The organism is Kitasatospora mediocidica KCTC 9733, assembly GCF_000744225.1.
GTDB classification, from domain to species: Bacteria; Actinomycetota; Actinomycetes; order Streptomycetales; family Streptomycetaceae; genus Kitasatospora; species Kitasatospora mediocidica.
In genome coordinates, this window is record NZ_JQLN01000007.1 from 201,065 (window position 1) to 216,211 (window position 15,147).

Sequence of the window (15,147 nt, forward strand, 5' to 3'; positions counted from 1 at the left end):
GGCCGGTCAACCGCGTTCCGCGTGGGGCTACTCGGCCTGCGTCGGTGCCGGTGTCAACCGGACGTCCGGCCGGCCCAGTTCGAGCATCAGCAGGGCGATCGAGGTGCCGGGCCGGCCGAGCACCGCGTGGTAGCGCCGCAGCATCTCGTTCTCCTTGGAGAGGTCGACGCCGGGCACGTGGGCGCCCCGGCACAGGCCGTCCAGGTCCTGCGCCACCCTGGACCGGCGCTCGATCAGGCTGATGATGGACCGGTCGAGCTCCCCGAGGCGTTCGTGCTGCTGCGCGATGCGGGCGTCGAGTCCCTGGGTCCCGTTCATGCCCGGGCCCCCTCGCGGTCGGCCCGGACGGGCGCCGGGGGCGGCTCGGGGAGGCGGATCAGCGCCTCGCCGCGCACGGTCAGCGGCCCGTCCACGATCCGTACGGCCAGCGACAGGCGCGCCCGGCGCCCGGCGCCGTGCGGCTCGATCGCCCGCACCCGGGCGGTGCAGCGCAGCCGTGCGTGCACCGGGGTGGGGGCCGAGAAGCGCACCCGGAAGGAGAGCAGGTCCCCGACCGGCACCCAGGCGGTGAGCAGCCGTCCGAGCAGGCCCATCGAGAGCATCCCGTGCGCGATCACGTCGTCGAGCCCCACGGAACGGGCCGCGCCGGGGTCGAGGTGGATCGGGTTGTGGTCGCCGGAGGCACCGGCGAACCGGACCAGCAGCGTCCGGGTGATGTGCTGCTCGGACAGCTCCGGCAGCTCGAAGCCGACGTCCAGGTCGGCCGGCAGGACGGTCATGCCCCCTCCTCGTCGCGGACGCCGTGGCGGACCGCGATCACCTGGTGCAGGTCGGCCACCGGCTCGCCGCCGGCGCCGGTGACGGCGGTGTCGCGGACGACGAACTCCAGTGCCCCGCCCTGGCGGGTGTAGATGTCGGTGACGACCGGCGCGAAGGTCAGCCGCTCACCCGCGTGCGCCGTCCGGTGGTAGACGAATCCCTGTTCCACGTGCAGGACCTGACCGAGGTCGATGCCCAGCTCGGCCAACTGTCCCGAGGGGTGCTCCAGTTCGAGACCGAACAGGAAGGTGGGCGGTACCGGCAGGTCCGGGTGCCCGGCCGCCCGCGCGGCGGCCGGGTCGGTGAACACCGCCTCGCGCACCCCAAGGACCTGGTTGAACAGGCGCAGCCGGCCGGCCTCCACCTCCACCGTGAACGGCTTCGGTCCGGCTCCCACCCAGCTCGGATCGATCACCGGACCACCACCGGAGTACTCCGTTCCCTTGCCGTGTGCAGCAGTTCGCGGTTGCGGACCAGCTTGCCGTTGGCGGTGCGCGGCAGCGCCGCCCGGAAGTGGAAGACCTTGGGGATCTTGTACGGGCTCAGCCGCTCCCGGCACCAGTTCAGCAACTCCGCCCTCGGCACCTGGCGTTCGACCACGAGGTGGGCCTCGATGGCCTCGCCGTAGACCACCACGACCTCGGTGACGGCCGGGTGCTCGGCGAGCGCCGTCTCCACCTCCGTCAGGTCCACCTTGAGACCGCCGATCGCCACCATCGAGTCGGCCCGGCCGGTGATCTCCAGGACGCCCGAGCCGGGCCGCACCACGCAGCGGTCCCGGGTGTTCAACCAGCGGTCCACATACCGCCCGTCGAGGTCGGCGTGCAGGTACGGGTCATCCGCCAGCCGCACCCTCAGGGTGCCGTCGACCACCGCGGTCAGGATGCCGGGGGCGGGCAGGCCGACGGCGGGCGGTGCGTCCCGGCCGGTCAGGTCGGTGGCGATGATGCCGACCTCGGTCATGCCGTACGCCTGCCCGATCCGGAGCCGGTAGCGCTCCTCGAAGCGCTCGAAGATCTCCGGGGCGAGCATCTCCCCACCACAGACCGCGAGTCGAAGGCGCGGCAGCGGGGGCGGCGCGGCGACCCGGCTCAGCAGGTCGTAGTGCACCGGCACCCCGAACACCGCGTCCACCTGGCGCTCGGCCATCACCCGCAGCAGGTCGTGCGGCCGCAGGCGGGCGGAGAAGTGCAGCGTGGCGCCCACGGCCAGGGCGTGCAGCACACCACCGATCAGGCCGAAGGAGTGCGCCAACGAGCTGAGCAGCAGCACCTGTTCGCCGCGCCCGGGCATGTCGGCGAGGTTGCCGAAGCGCTCCACCTCGGCCAGCAGCGAGGAGCCGGTGCGGCCGATCACCTTGGGCAGGCCGGTGGAGCCGGAGCTGAACTGGATCAGCCGGTGGTCGCCCTGGGCGGGCAGGCCCGCCTTGCGCCGTACCACCACCACCTCGCACTCCTCGCGGAACGGGGTGAAGACCTGGGCGGCGGCGCCGGAGGTGAGGTGGAACTGCGGGTCGCACAGCTCCAGCAGCCGGGTGGTCTCGGCCGGCGTCAGCCGGGGGTCGAACAGCATCACCTGCGCGCCGCCGCACCACAGGGCGAAGACCGACCAGAGCAGGGTGAAGCTCGGCAGGATCTGCACCGCCACCGTGCTGCCTCTGGTGATCCCGTGCGCGGCCAGGGTCTCCCGGGCCCGCGCCACCTCCGCCCGCATCGTCGCCCGCGTCACCGTGGTCCCGGCGTGGGTCGCCCACACCCCGTCGTCCTCGTCCCTACGGTCCGCGGTGGAGAGCAGAGCGCCGAGCCACGTGTCGAAGTCCGTGTCGTCGGCCATGGCCTTCCCTTCCTCTGGCGGGCCGGACCCGGTGCTCCTCTGAGCGGCCCGGGGAGGCCGGGGTCCGGCCCGGCCTGCCTTCTTCTCGGTCCGGTCTACTTCTCGATGCAGAACTCGCCGACGGGCCAGCCGACATGGCGCTTGTCGGTGGCGACGTAGCCGAGCAGCTTGTCACCGGGCTTCAGCTCGGTGCAGTTGAGCACGGCGGCCCCGGGGCCGAGCACCCGCACGTGCCAGTCGTCCTGGAGGGTGAGGCTGACGTCGACGCCGTCCTCGGAGGTGGCCCGGACGGTCAGCAGCGGACGCGACTCGAGCTTCACGCGGCCGACCACGATCCGGCGGGTGCGCCCGTCGGCGGCCACCCCGAGCACGGTGCTGCCGGCCTTGAGCTCGCTCAGGTAGTTGGTGCGGTTGTCGGCGCCGAGTACGTAGGAGTGCAGCGCACCGGCGTTGACCCGGAACGGGCGGGTCGGCATGTAGGGCAGCGGATGGGTCTCGCTCACGCACAGCACGAACCCGTGCGCGTAGGAGCCCACCAGGATGCCCTCGTCCTTCTCGAAGTGCGTGCAGGTGTCGACGCAGACCCGGTCGCCCAGGCCGTTGTGCTCGATCGACTGAACCGTGAGGGTGGTCAGCGCGAGGTCCGGGGTGGTGGAGCCGAGCTTGGCGGTGAGGCCGAAGACGTCGTTGGCGTCCCTCGGCGCCAGCAGCAGACCGTCCGAACCCTTCTCCAGGACGTCCACGATGATGCCCGCCTCCTGGAGGTCGGCCGCCTCGCAGACGAGCCGCCCGGGGCTCTTGTCCGCCGCCGCGATCACGATCTCCAGCGGGATCTTGGTGGGGTCGCGGAACCTGACCACGGTGTACTCCAGGGCCTGGGCCGCGGCGCAGGCCACCTGCAGGGTGGCGTCGTCGATCACCTCGACGAACGCCCCCGTGCGGTCGGCGCGTTCCGCCGCGGTCAGCCGCAGCTTGTCCAGCTCCGCGGTCGTCGCGACCCGGCTGAGCAGCACGTCGGCGACGTCGGCGGCCTCCGGGGGCAGCATCGCGCCGGGCTCGGTGAGGAGGATCTTCTGCACGGTGGGCGGCAGGGTGGCGAGCGTGTCGAGACGGTCGTCGAGCACGCCGGCCAGCCGGGCGTGGATCGCGGCGTCCACGACGGCCTCACGCTGTTCTGCGGCGATGGAACGGAGGTCAACCCAGGCGAATTTCAAAGAGATCATCCCTACTGCGCTGAGTGTGGCTTGCTTTCCCAGCCAGCACTCTCCCAGTGCGCCCCGGGCGCCAACAGGCTCGTTGGTGCGGCTGGTCAGCCGCTCGATCAGGTACACCGTCCGCGCCTTCCGGCCCCCGCCGTCCGCCACGAGGCTGACCCTGCGTCGCCGCAGTCCGGCGGCGCATCTCCCGGACGCCGTTGCGCGTTGAATCGAGGTGACCATGGCTGTCCCCGACACCTGGTGGACAGGACACGGCGGCTACGCCGCCAGGATCATGTCGGCGCTGGTAGCCGACCCGGACCGGATCGCCGTGCACTGGCGGGAACAGCCCATTCCCGCAGGTGAGTTCGCCCGGTCCGTGACCGGGACGGTGCGCGCCCTGCGGGGTCTGGGGGTCGGGCCGGGCAGCGTGCTGGGCATCCTGGTGGCCCCCAACAGCCCCGACATGCTCCGCGCCCGCTACGCCGCGCACCTGCTCGGCGCCGCCGTCTGCCACCTGCGCTCGACCAATCCGGGCTCGACCGTCCCGGTGCTGTCGCTCGACGAGCAGCTGCGCATCCTGTGCGACACCCGCGCCGACGTCCTGTTCACCGACGCCGACAACGCGCGGCGCGCGCAGGCGTTGGTGAAGGGAACGCCCGGCCGCCTCGCGCTGACCGGCTTCGACCTGCCGATCGCCGAGGCCATGCCCGTCACCCCGGCCGACGACCCCGGGCCCGGTGGGTCCGCCCGCTGGGATCCGCCGGCCCTCGCGGTGATCGCGTTCACCAGCGGAAGTACCGGACGGCCCAAGGGAATCCGCCTGCCGGCCCGGGCCTGGGAGAGCGTGGTGTCCGCCACCGGGGCGTCGATCACCGAGTCCCGGCAGGCAAGGATCCTTGTCACCACCCCGCTGAGCCACACGGTCGGGCCGATGGCCGACGCGGTGCTCGCCGCCGGCGGAGCCGTCTTCCTGCACGGGGAGGCGGACGCGGGCGAGATCCTGCGGGCGGTGCAGGAGCACCGGATCACCCGGACGTTCCTGGCCACCCCGCAGTTGTACAAGGTCCTCGACCACGGCCGGGCCGCGACTACCGACCTCTCCTCGCTGCGGCAGCTGATCTACAGCGGCTGCGCCGCGGCGCCCGCCCGGATCGCGGAGGCCTCGCGCCTCCTCGGGCCGGTTCTGGTCCAGGGCTACGGGACCAGCGAGGGCGGCCGGATCAGCTTCCTCGACCCCGGCGACCACCAGCGTCCGGAACTGCTCGGCACCGTCGGGCGGCCGTTCCCCGAGGTCGAGATCAGGGTCTGCGACCCGGACTCCGAACGGGAGTTGGCAGCCGGCGCGACCGGCGAGGTATGGGTGCGCTCGCCGCACCTGATGGAGGGCTACTGGGCGGACCCCGAGCTGACCGCACGGGTGCTGCGCGCGGGCTGGTACCGCACCGGCGACATCGGACGGCTCGACGAACGCGGGTACCTGCACCTGCTGGACCGGGTCGCCGACGTCGTCAAGACCCGCGGCGTCAAGGTCTATCCGGCCGTGCTGGAACGCGAGTTGCTGGCCGTGGACGGGGTCGCGCAGGCCGCGGTCTACGGCGTGCGCGACGCGGACAACATCGAACACCTGCATGCCGCGCTGGTGCCGCGGCCGGGAGCACGGATCCGCGTCGGCGAGGTCCGCTCCCGCATCCGCACCGCACTGTCCCCCCTGCACGTCCCCGAGGAGGTCGTGCTGCTCGACGAGTTGCCGTTGAACGACTCGGGCAAGCCGGACAAGCACCGGCTGCGCCGCGAGCGGCAGGACGAACGACCGCACCCAGAGAGTGAGTTGACGCAATGAACCAGCACTTGGAGTTCTTCTCCCGCGAGATGCAGGAATTCGCCTCCCAGAAGCGGGAGTTCCTGGAGATCGGCCGGCGTGCAGGCCGCTTCCCCAGCGCCGTCGCCCGGCAGGGACAGGACGGCGCCGACGTGGAGATCAGCGTCTGGTGCAGCAACGACTACCTCGGCATGGGGCAGAACCCCTTCGTCCTCCAGGCGATCAAGTGCGCCGTCGACGCCTTCGGCGCGGGCTCGGGCGGCTCCCGCAACATCGGCGGGACCAACCACTACCACGTCCGGCTGGAGCGCGAACTCGCCGAGCTGCACGGCAAGGAGGACGCGCTGATCTTCGCCTCCGGCTACACCGCGAACGACGGATCGCTCTCCGTCCTGGCCGGACGGATGCCCGACACCCTGGTGTTCTCCGACGAGTTGAACCACGCCTCGATCATCGACGGACTGCGGCACAGCGGCGCCCGGAAGCACATCTTCCGCCACAACGACACCGCCCACCTGGCGGAACTGCTCGCCGCCGCGGACCCCGAGCGGCCCAAGATGATCGTCCTGGAGTCGGTGTACTCGATGTCCGGCGACGTCGCGCCGCTGGCCGAGGTCGCCGCCCTCGCCAAGCGGTACCACGCCACCACCTTCGTCGACGAGGTGCACGCGGTCGGCATGTACGGCCCGCAGGGCGCCGGCATCGCCGCCCGCGAAGGGCTCGCCGACGAGTTCACCGTGATCATGGGCACGCTGGCCAAGGGCTTCGGCACCGCCGGCGGCTACGTCGCCGGGCCCGCCCCGCTGATCGACGCGATCCGCAGCTTCTCCCGCTCCTTCATCTTCACCACCTCCCTCCCGCCCGCCACCGCCGCGGGAGCCCTGGCCGCGGTCGTGCACCTGCGGTCCTCCGACGAGGAGCGCACCCGGCTCGCGGGCAACGCCCAGCTGCTGCACCGGCTGCTCACCGCGCACGGCATCCCGTTCATCTCCACCGACTCGCACATCGTCTCGGTCTTCGTCGGCGACGACGAGCTCTGCCGCCGGGCCTCCGAGCTGCTCCTGCAGCGGCACGGGATCTACGTCCAGCCGATCAACGCACCCAGCGTGCGGGCCGGTGAGGAGATCCTGCGGGTCGCGCCGTCGGCCACCCACACGTCGAGCGACGTCGAGAAGTTCGCCGAGGCGCTGGAGGGCGTCTGGCAGGAGCTCGACATCCCGCGGACCCGTGACCGGGTCGCCAACTAGGACCGGCCGGCCCATGGTAGGCGGCGCCGGCCGGAGGGGTTTGCTCCCGTCCGGCCGGCGCCGGCGGTTCACCGTCGTCGACGACCGTCGACGCAGAACGATGAACGGAGTCCCCATGTCTCTCTCGGTGGCGGCCGTACTCGCAGAATCCGCCGCCCGGCGCCCGGACCATCCGGCCGTCGTGCTCGGCGACCAGCAGCTGACGTACGCCCAACTGTGGTTCCAGGCCCGCCAGTACGCGGCAGCGCTGGCCGGCCACGGGCTCGGGCCCGGCGACCGGATCGCGCTCCTGGTGCCGAACGCGCTGGAGTTCCCGCGGGCCTACTACGGCGCGCTGGCGATCGGCGCGGTCGTGGTGCCGGTGAACACGCTGCTCAAGGCGGACGAGATCGCCTACCTGCTGCGTGACTCCGGCGCCAAGGTGCTGATCTGCGCCGCGCCGCTGCTCGGCGAGGGCCGCAAGGGCGCCGAGGCGGCCGGCGTCGCGCTGCTGACCGTGATGGCGGGCGGCGAGGAGGCCGGGCCGCGCCTGGACGCACCCGACGCACAGGGCCTCCCGCTGGAGCGGTACGTGCCGCGCGAGCCCGACGACATCGCGGTGATCCTCTACACCTCCGGCACCACCGGGCAGCCCAAGGGCGCGATGCTCACCCAGCTCAACCTGACCATGAACATCGGCGTTTCGATGCTCTCCCCCTTCGACTTCCGGGCCGACGACGTCCTGCTCGGGGTGCTGCCGCTGTTCCACACCTTCGGCCAGATCTGCGGGATGGGCGTCTGCTTCCGGGCCGGCGCCACCCTGGTGCTGATGCCGTCCTTCGACGCCCCACGCGCGCTCGACCTGATGGTGGCCCACCGGTGCACGGTGTTCATGGGCGTGCCGACGATGTACATCGCGCTGCTGGACGCCGCCGCGCGCGACCCGCGCCGGCCGGTCCTGGACCGCGCGTTCTCCGGCGGCTCCGCGCTGCCGGTGAAGATCCTCCAGGACTTCGAGCGGACCTTCGGCTGCCCGATCTACGAGGGCTACGGCCTGACCGAGACCTCCCCCGTGGTCGCCTACAACCAGCGGGCCTGGCCACGCCGTCCGGGCACCGTGGGGCGGCCGGTCTGGGGGGTGGACGTGGAGATCGCCCGGGCCGAGCTGGAGGGCCGGATCGAGCTGCTGCCGGCCGGCGAGGTCGGCGAGATCGTCGTCCGCGGCCACAACGTGATGGCCGGGTATCTCGACCGGCCGGAGGCGACCGCCGAGGTGATGGTCGACGGCTGGTTCCGCTCGGGCGACCTCGGGGTGAAGGACGCGGACGGCTATCTGTCCGTGGTGGACCGCAAGAAGGACATGGTGCTGCGCGGCGGTTACAACGTGTACCCCCGGGAGATCGAGGAGGTGTTGGTACACCACCCGGCGGTCGCCCAGGTCGCCGTCATCGGGCTCCCGGACGACCGGCTCGGCGAGGAGGTCTGCGCGGTCGTGCTCGCACGGCCCGGCCTGCGGCCCGGGACGGCGCTCGGCGAGGAGATCGTGGCCTGGAGCCGCGAGCGGCTGGCCGCGTACAAGTACCCGCGCCGGGTGGAGTTCGTCGAGAGCCTCCCGCTCGGCCCCGGAGGCAAGGTCCTCAAGCGCGAGCTGGTGGCCCGCTTCGCGCACTGAGACGAGATGCCCCGCCCGCAGGAACACGCGGGCGGGGCATACCACTTGGAGCCTGCCGGTCACCGGTTGGCGTACGCCCTGGCCGCCGCGGCCGTCCACTCGTAGGACGCGGTGAGCCCCTTGACCGACCCGTTGAACCGGGGTGCCACGAACCGCGCCAGCAGCTCGAAGCTGCGCTTCATCGGCTCGCGCTCGGCCCAGTCCTGGACGGTGACCAGCAGGCGGCCGAAGCCGCCGGTCGCCTCCTGGATGTCCCGGACGGCCTGCACGCACTCGTCCACCGAGCCGACGATCACGCTGCGCCGCTCAATCAGCTCCTCCAGCACCTTGCGCGCCTGCCTGCGGGAGTCGACCGGCGGTGAACCGACCAGCGACCAGTACTGGTTGCGGTAGCGCATCCAGCCGTCGACGATCTCGTCGAGCGCCCGGTCACGGCTCTCCGAGACGTGCACGGAGAGCGCCACCCGCCAGTCGGCGCGGTCGATCACGCGCCCGTGCTCGGCGGCCGACTCCTCGGCATGGCGCCACTGCGCCACCAGGTCGCCGATCTGGCTGCCCGGCCGGGGCGGGATGCCGAAGGAGAGCGGGCTGATCCCGTACTGCCCGGCCAGTCGCATGCCGAACGGGGAGGTGGCGCTGGAGACCGCCATCGGCAGACCGGTCGCCGCGTGCGGCCGCAACTGGAGCCTGGCGTCCCGCAGTTCGAACCAGTCGGTACGCGCGCTGACCGGCTCCTCACTGGTCAGCAGCTGACGGATCACCTCCAGCGACTCCGCGGTGCGGCGCCGGGTGTCCGCCGGGTCGATCCCGAGGATGTGCATGTCGGAGGGGATCGAGCCGGCGCCCACGCCCAGGGTGAACCGCCCCCGGGTCAGCTGGTCGAGCTGCACGGCCCGCGAGGCGACCATGAACGGGTGGTGGTACGGGAGGCTGACGACGCCGGTGCCGAGCCGGATGTGCCGGGTCCGCTCGGCCGCGGTGGCGATGAACAGTTCCGGTGAGGCGACTGTGCCCCATCCGGCCGAGTGGTGCTCGCCGACCCAGAGTTCGTCGTAGCCCAACTGGTCGAGCCACTGGGCCAGTTCGAGGTCCCGCCAGAGCAGCAGGGCCGGATCCTCACCGAGCGGGTGCAACGGCGAGAGGAACGCGCCGAATCCGATTCTTTCCACGAAAGGCTCCTCAGGGGGTGGTTGGGTTCGTCGACAGCGCACAGAGACCGACCAGCGGGGCCAGCCAGCCGTACTCGGGCCAGTCGCCCACGCTGGACGGCGTGGTGTCACCGGCCTCCGCACGGCGCAGCAGCAGCGCCACCGCGGCGTCGCCGCGCGGCAGCGGCCCGAGCGGGTACGCCCCGTCCAGGCGGCCCTGGACCCAGTCGACGCGTTCGTTGGCCGCGAGCTCGACGCCGACCAGCAGGACCTGGTCCAACTCCTCGTCGTCGAGCAGGATGTCGGCCACCCGCAGTGCCTCGGGGGCCAGCCCGGCACCGGCCGACACGCAGCTGATCGGCCCGGTGATGCCGTAGCGCTTGGCGAGATGGCCGAGGACCGAGGTGGTCACCGACTGGAAGAAGAGCAGCGGGCTGTGCACCTGGCCCGCCACCATCCGCTGGGTCGCGACGTCGGTCGTGGTGTGGTCGCCGCCCGCGGTGGCGAGCACCATCGCGGTCCGCTCACCACGGCCGGCCACGAGATCCCGCCCGGACCCCGGCTCACCGAGGCAGGCTTCGGCGACCGCGACGACCAGCGGGCTGAACCGCGAGGTCACGAACCCTGCCACGTTGGGCAGTTCGACCGGTGCGGCGCCCGGCAGACCCTCGGCGGCGGCCCCCCAGGGCGCCCGGCAGGCTGCCGCCACGACGGCGTACGACGGTTCGAGCAGGGTCGGCATACGGTTCCCCTCCGGTTCCGTCATCGCTCTCACACCCGCTTCAGCACGAGTGCGGCGTTGGCCCCGCCGAAGGCGGCGTTCAGCGAGAGCGCATGGGTGACCGCGGCTCGCCGGGCCCGGTTCGGCAGGTAGTCCAGATCGCAGGCCGGATCGGGCTGTTGGTAGCCGATGGTGGGCGGCAGGACGCCGTCGCGCAGCGCGATCAGGGTGATCACCGCCTCGACCGCACCGGTGGCCTCCAGCATGTGGCCGGTGCTGCTCTTGGTCGAGCTCACCGGGACGGCCGGCGCGTGCGCGCCGAAGATCCGGTGGAGCGCCGCCGTCTCCGCGACGTCGTTCAGCGGGGTGCCGGTGCCGTGGGCGTTCACATAGCCGATCTGCTCGGGTTCAAGTCCCGCTCGGCGCAGCGCTGTTCCGGCGGCCCGGGCCAGCCCCGCGCCCTGCGGATGCGGCTTGATCACGTGGTAGGAGTCGGCGGCCATGCCCCAGCCGGCCAGCTCGGCGAGCACCTCGGCCCCGCGCGCCCGCGCGCGGTCGGCCGACTCCAGCACGAGCACCGCCGCGCCGTCCCCCTGCAACAGACCGGCCCGGCCCGCCGCGAACGGCCGGACCACCCCCTCCCGGCTCAGCGCCTTACCGGAGTCGAACTTCGCGAACACGTCCTCGGTGACCAGGTACGCGCCGCCGCACACCACCGTGTCGGCCACCCCGCGCCGGATCAGCTCGGCGCCGTACCCGATGGCGTTGGTGGAGGCGACGCAGGCGTTGACGAAGGCGAGCCGCAGCTCGCCCAGCCCGAAGGCCGCACCGAGGCGGTGCGGCAGTGCGGCCGGCAGGCTGTCCAGGCTCCGCCGGTCCGCCGGGTCGCGGTCCTGCGCCAGGTCGCTCCAGAACGAACGGGCCGCCGCGTAGTCGCCGTTGGTGCCCAGCAGCACCGGCGCGCCGGCCGCGTCGGTGCCGGCCATCCGCAGCGCCTCGGCGGTGCAGGCGTACAGCACCTCGGCCTGGCTCGGCGTGTACCCCGGCTTGACCGGGACACCGGGGATCTCCGGGCCCACCCCCTCGTAGGTGGCGGCGCGCTTGGCGTGGAAGGGGGCGGGGTCGAAGCGGGTGACCGGCACGAATCCGGGCCGGCCCGCGAAGACGCCCTCCCGCAGGGCGTCCGCGCCGAACCCGAAGGCGGTCAGGACGCCGTATCCGGTGATCGCCACCTCAGGAGGCATGCCGGCACTCCTCACGGTCGGGGCCGCCCGGCAGCAGCCGGACGAGGTTGCGGTGCAGCGAGCCGACGGAGTCGCTGGCGGCGATCTCCTCCTCCGCCTCCGGGTGGACGACGATCCCGTGCCGCTCCTCCAGCAGGTGGACCAGCCAGACGAACGTCAGGGAGTCCAGGACGAGTTCGGTGTCGCTGTCCCATTCGCCGAGCGGCAGCCCGCCGTCGACGAGGAGCCGCACGACCTCGTGCTCCGTGATCACTGGGCCACGCCGCCCACCGCCGCCGCCGACCGCCGGCCGACCACGACGTCCACGAACGCGCCGAGGTCGCGGACCAGCAGCGGATCCAGCTCCTCCTCCGGCAGTTGGATGCCGTACTGCCCCTCCAGCTGGAGCACCAGCTCGATCATGGCGAGCGACTCCAGCCCAAGACCCTCCTCGCCGAGCGGCAGGTCGTCGCCGATCCGGTCGGGCAGCGGGAGGTTGATCACGTCCCTGATCACGGTCAGCACGAACTCTCGGGTCTCTTCACGCATGGGGTTTCTCCGTAAGTGGTCGTCCGGCTCGCGGGCCGGGCAGGGTGGGGGGCGTCCCGGGCTCCGGCTCAGCGCACCGGGACCGGACGCGCCGACGGTTGCACCTGGGCTTGGTAGGCCGGGGCCTCGTGCACCACGGCCGAGAGCGCGCGGATGACGACGGCCGGTGCGCTGCTCTCGAAGAAGCCGCGCCCCACCGCCAGCCCGGCGCAGCCCGCTGCCATCACCCCTGCGGCGAAGACAGCCGGGTCCACCCCGCGATCGCTGGGGCCGCCGGCCGCCAGCACCGGGATCGGGCAGCTCTCCACCACCTCCGCCATCCGCTCCAGCGGCATCGCCCAGGTGGTCTTCACCAGCGAAGCCCCCAGGTCCGCGGCCACGTTGACGACGTGCGAGAGCAGCACGGGGTCGTGCGGGTCGCTGATCCGCGGGCCGCGCGGGTACACCATGGCCAGCAAGGGCATGTTCCAGCGCCGACATGCGTCGGCCACCGAGCCGAGGTCCGCCAGCTGCCGGGACTCGGTGTCGGAGCCGATGTTGACCTGGACGCTGACCGCGTCCGCACCCAGCCGGATCGCCTCCTCGACGTCCCCGACCAGCACCTTGGCGTCGACGTCCCGGGCGTGCGCCGTACTGGCGCTCAGGTGGACGATCAACGAGCAGTCACGCAGCAGGCTCGCGTCGATGGTCGCGGCCCGTCCCTTGTGCACCACGATCGCGTCGGCGCCGCCCTGCACCGCGGTGCGGACCAGCCCGTCGAAGCGTCCCGCGGCGACGATGGGACCGTCGGCCACCGAATGGTCCAGGGGGACGAAGAGAAATCGGTCGTCACGGTGTCGGGAGAGCCTCGCCAGGCGAACCGCCATACCTCCGGACCTTGCAGTCATGTTCCACCCCTCGTCAGCCGTCCCCCGAAGCAGGGTTCGCCGGTCGAGTCTCGCCCCGTGGACGGGGTGCCACCCCCCTCGAACGGACTGCCCCTGCGAATGCCCGCGGCCGCGCCGTTCGAGGTACCCGACCGGCCAGCCCGCCCCCGACCCAGTCAATCTTTCCGACATCTGTTGCACACTTGACACTTGTCGTGAAAGCATGAGGCTGTTGTGTTGAGGTAGCGAGAGGGAACCAGTTGTGAAAACCGACCAGTCGCCGGCCCCGACGGACGAATCCGCTCGCGTCACCCCCGAGCTGTGGTGGCTGAGCGCGATCATGGCGCTGGGCGGCTTCGCCAGCCTGCTCGACAGCACCATCATCAACGTCGCGATCGGCCCGCTCGCCAAGGTGTTCAACTCACAACTCTCCACCGTGCAGTGGGTGGTGACGGGGTATCTGCTGGCGATCTCGGCGACCATCCCGCTCAGCGGCTGGGCGACCTCGCGGTTCGGCGCGAAGCAGGCGATCATCTTCTCGCAGGCCGTCTTCCTGATCGGCTCGCTGCTCTCGGGGCTGGCCTGGTCGGCGACCAGCCTGATCGTCTTCCGGGTGATCCAGGGCATCGGCGGCGGCCTGGCCGTGCCGGTCGGACAGGCCCTGCTGGCCCAGGCGGCCGGACCCAAGCGGCTCGGCCGCCTGATGTCGATCGTCACCATCCCGGCTCTGTTCGCCCCGCTGATCGGGCCGTCGCTGGGCGGTGTCCTGGTCGACCACCTCAGCTGGCGCTGGATCTTCTTCATCAACGTGCCGTTCTGCGTGGCGACCATCGCCCTCGTTCTGGCCAAGGTCAGGAACGTCGTGGCCCCCTCGCGCGACACCAGGCTGGACGTCGTGGGCCTGATCCTGCTGGTCCCCGCCCTGACCGCGCTGATCTACGGCCTGTCCGAGGCCGGCTCGGCCGGCGGGTTCGACGGCGGCCGGACCATCACCGGCCTCGTGGTGGGCGTCGTCCTGCTGGCGGCCTTCGCCGTGCGCGCGCTGCGCAGCCGGATGGAGTCGCTGCTCGATCTGCGGCTCTTCGGCGTCCACAACTTCAGGACCGGCACCACGGCGGGCTTCCTGCTCAGCATGGCGATGTACGGCGTGCTGATCCCGCTGCCCTTCTACTTCCAACTGGTGCGCGGTACCAGCGTGTTGACCTCAGCCCTGCTGCTTCTGCCGCAGAGCCTCGGCTATCTGGTCGCCGTCGTGCTGATGAACCGGCTGACCACCACCCTGGGCATCCGGAACCTGACCATCCTGGGCATCGTGCTCACCGTGGCCGGCACCGTCCCCTACGCCCTGATCACCGCCCACCCGAACCAACTCCTGCTCAGCGCCGCCCTGGTGGTGCGCGGCTTCGGTCTCGGCTCCTCGATGATGCCGACCATGACGATCGCCTTCGCCAGCGTGCCGAAGGAGGCGGCGCCCAGGGCCACCAGCGCCTTCAACGTCTTCCAGCGGGTCGGCGCCTCGGTCGGCACCGCGGTGCTCGCGGTGGTCCTGCAGCAGCATGTGAAGGACCACCTGCCCGCGAGCGTCCGGAGCCTGGCCGAGGTCAAGCCCAACAGCGACATCGCCCACGGCCTGGCGAGTTCCTTCGGAGCCCCGTTCTGGTGGGCGCTGGCCTTCACCGCGCTCGCCCTGCTGCCCGCGTTCTTCCTGCCCGGACGCCTGCCCCGGCAGACCCCGGACCCGGCCCCGGATGCCACCCCCGCCCACGACAACACGTCGGCCCTACTGGCCGACTGACGGAACGTCAATTCCCGTTTGTGCCCGCACGTCCACCCGTGCGGGCACTCTTCCGTTCCACTCGTGCAGGCGAGGTGTCGACTTCCCGCCACTTTCCACCAGGCCTCGCGTTGCGGCGAACTGTTTGCGAGGATCGTGAGCAGAGCGCAACGGGGGAAGTGACAGCATGACCGGTGACACGATCCTGCACATACGACACGGCGAACACCACCCTGCCGAACAGGCTCCGAGAGCCGTTCCGCCCCGAGGCGCCCGCCCACCGCGGACACCACGAGCG

Annotated in this window: 15 protein-coding genes; 4 read left to right on the forward strand and 11 right to left on the reverse strand. The window is 72.0% G+C overall.

What is annotated here, in order from left to right; translation table 11 throughout:
- Positions 1-27: 27 nt before the first annotated feature.
- The 5 genes from BS80_RS31300 to BS80_RS31320 form a co-directional block, all read right to left on the reverse strand.
- On the reverse strand, positions 28-318 hold the full coding sequence (locus BS80_RS31300) for a chorismate mutase family protein (RefSeq protein WP_051967461.1): 291 nt from the start codon (positions 316-318) through the stop codon (positions 28-30).
- Positions 315-779: a MaoC/PaaZ C-terminal domain-containing protein gene (locus BS80_RS31305; protein WP_035804581.1), complete on the reverse strand. Its 465-nt coding sequence runs from the start codon at positions 777-779 to the stop codon at positions 315-317. Before BS80_RS31305 ends, BS80_RS31300 begins: the two co-directional genes overlap by 4 nt.
- On the reverse strand, positions 776-1,234 hold the full coding sequence (locus BS80_RS31310) for a MaoC family dehydratase N-terminal domain-containing protein (protein WP_035804582.1): 459 nt from the start codon (positions 1,232-1,234) through the stop codon (positions 776-778). Before BS80_RS31310 ends, BS80_RS31305 begins: the two co-directional genes overlap by 4 nt.
- Positions 1,231-2,652: a class I adenylate-forming enzyme family protein gene (locus BS80_RS31315; RefSeq protein ID WP_035804584.1), complete on the reverse strand. Its 1,422-nt coding sequence runs from the start codon at positions 2,650-2,652 to the stop codon at positions 1,231-1,233. The genes BS80_RS31310 and BS80_RS31315 overlap by 4 nt, the downstream gene beginning before the upstream one ends.
- A gap of 95 nt (positions 2,653-2,747) precedes the next feature.
- On the reverse strand, positions 2,748-3,866 hold the full coding sequence (locus BS80_RS31320) for a 3-dehydroquinate synthase II family protein (RefSeq protein WP_035804586.1): 1,119 nt from the start codon (positions 3,864-3,866) through the stop codon (positions 2,748-2,750).
- Between the two features lie 223 nt (positions 3,867-4,089).
- Here BS80_RS31320 and BS80_RS31325 point away from each other — a divergent pair, with 223 nt between their 5' ends.
- From BS80_RS31325 to BS80_RS31335, 3 genes are all read left to right on the forward strand, one after another.
- Entirely contained in the window at positions 4,090-5,691 is a 1,602-nt protein-coding gene (locus BS80_RS31325) for a class I adenylate-forming enzyme family protein (RefSeq protein WP_051967697.1), read from the forward strand.
- Positions 5,688-6,917, forward strand: coding sequence for a 5-aminolevulinate synthase (gene hemA / locus BS80_RS31330; RefSeq protein ID WP_035804588.1), 1,230 nt, complete (start codon positions 5,688-5,690; stop codon positions 6,915-6,917). The genes BS80_RS31325 and hemA overlap by 4 nt, the downstream gene beginning before the upstream one ends.
- Before the next feature lie 115 nt (positions 6,918-7,032).
- A complete protein-coding gene (locus tag BS80_RS31335) occupies positions 7,033-8,568 on the forward strand; it encodes a long-chain-fatty-acid--CoA ligase (protein WP_035804590.1) in 1,536 nt (511 codons plus the stop codon).
- Positions 8,569-8,627: 59 nt separating this feature from the next.
- On the opposite strand, the gene BS80_RS31340 is transcribed toward BS80_RS31335, so the two are convergent.
- From BS80_RS31340 to BS80_RS31365, 6 genes are all read right to left on the reverse strand, one after another.
- Positions 8,628-9,737 (reverse strand): LLM class flavin-dependent oxidoreductase, encoded by a 1,110-nt coding sequence (locus tag BS80_RS31340; protein ID WP_035804592.1) that lies wholly within the window; start codon positions 9,735-9,737, stop codon positions 8,628-8,630.
- Positions 9,738-9,747: 10 nt separating this feature from the next.
- On the reverse strand, positions 9,748-10,458 hold the full coding sequence (locus BS80_RS31345) for a beta-ketoacyl-[acyl-carrier-protein] synthase family protein (RefSeq protein WP_035804594.1): 711 nt from the start codon (positions 10,456-10,458) through the stop codon (positions 9,748-9,750).
- 29 nt (positions 10,459-10,487) lie between these two features.
- On the reverse strand, positions 10,488-11,681 hold the full coding sequence (locus BS80_RS31350) for a beta-ketoacyl-[acyl-carrier-protein] synthase family protein (protein ID WP_035804596.1): 1,194 nt from the start codon (positions 11,679-11,681) through the stop codon (positions 10,488-10,490).
- Positions 11,671-11,913, reverse strand: coding sequence for a hypothetical protein (locus BS80_RS31355; RefSeq protein WP_157536717.1), 243 nt, complete (start codon positions 11,911-11,913; stop codon positions 11,671-11,673). The genes BS80_RS31350 and BS80_RS31355 overlap by 11 nt, the downstream gene beginning before the upstream one ends.
- Before the next feature lie 17 nt (positions 11,914-11,930).
- On the reverse strand, positions 11,931-12,209 hold the full coding sequence (locus BS80_RS31360; RefSeq protein WP_035804600.1) for an acyl carrier protein: 279 nt from the start codon (positions 12,207-12,209) through the stop codon (positions 11,931-11,933).
- Positions 12,210-12,277: 68 nt separating this feature from the next.
- Entirely contained in the window at positions 12,278-13,096 is an 819-nt protein-coding gene (locus BS80_RS31365; protein WP_051967462.1) for a 2-amino-3,7-dideoxy-D-threo-hept-6-ulosonate synthase, read from the reverse strand.
- 241 nt (positions 13,097-13,337) lie between these two features.
- On the opposite strand from BS80_RS31365, the gene BS80_RS31370 reads away from it, so the two are divergent.
- The gene (locus BS80_RS31370; RefSeq protein WP_035804602.1) at positions 13,338-14,870 is read left to right on the forward strand and encodes an MDR family MFS transporter; all 1,533 of its coding nucleotides are present in this window, start codon (positions 13,338-13,340) and stop codon (positions 14,868-14,870) included.
- Positions 14,871-15,147 lie beyond the last annotated feature (277 nt).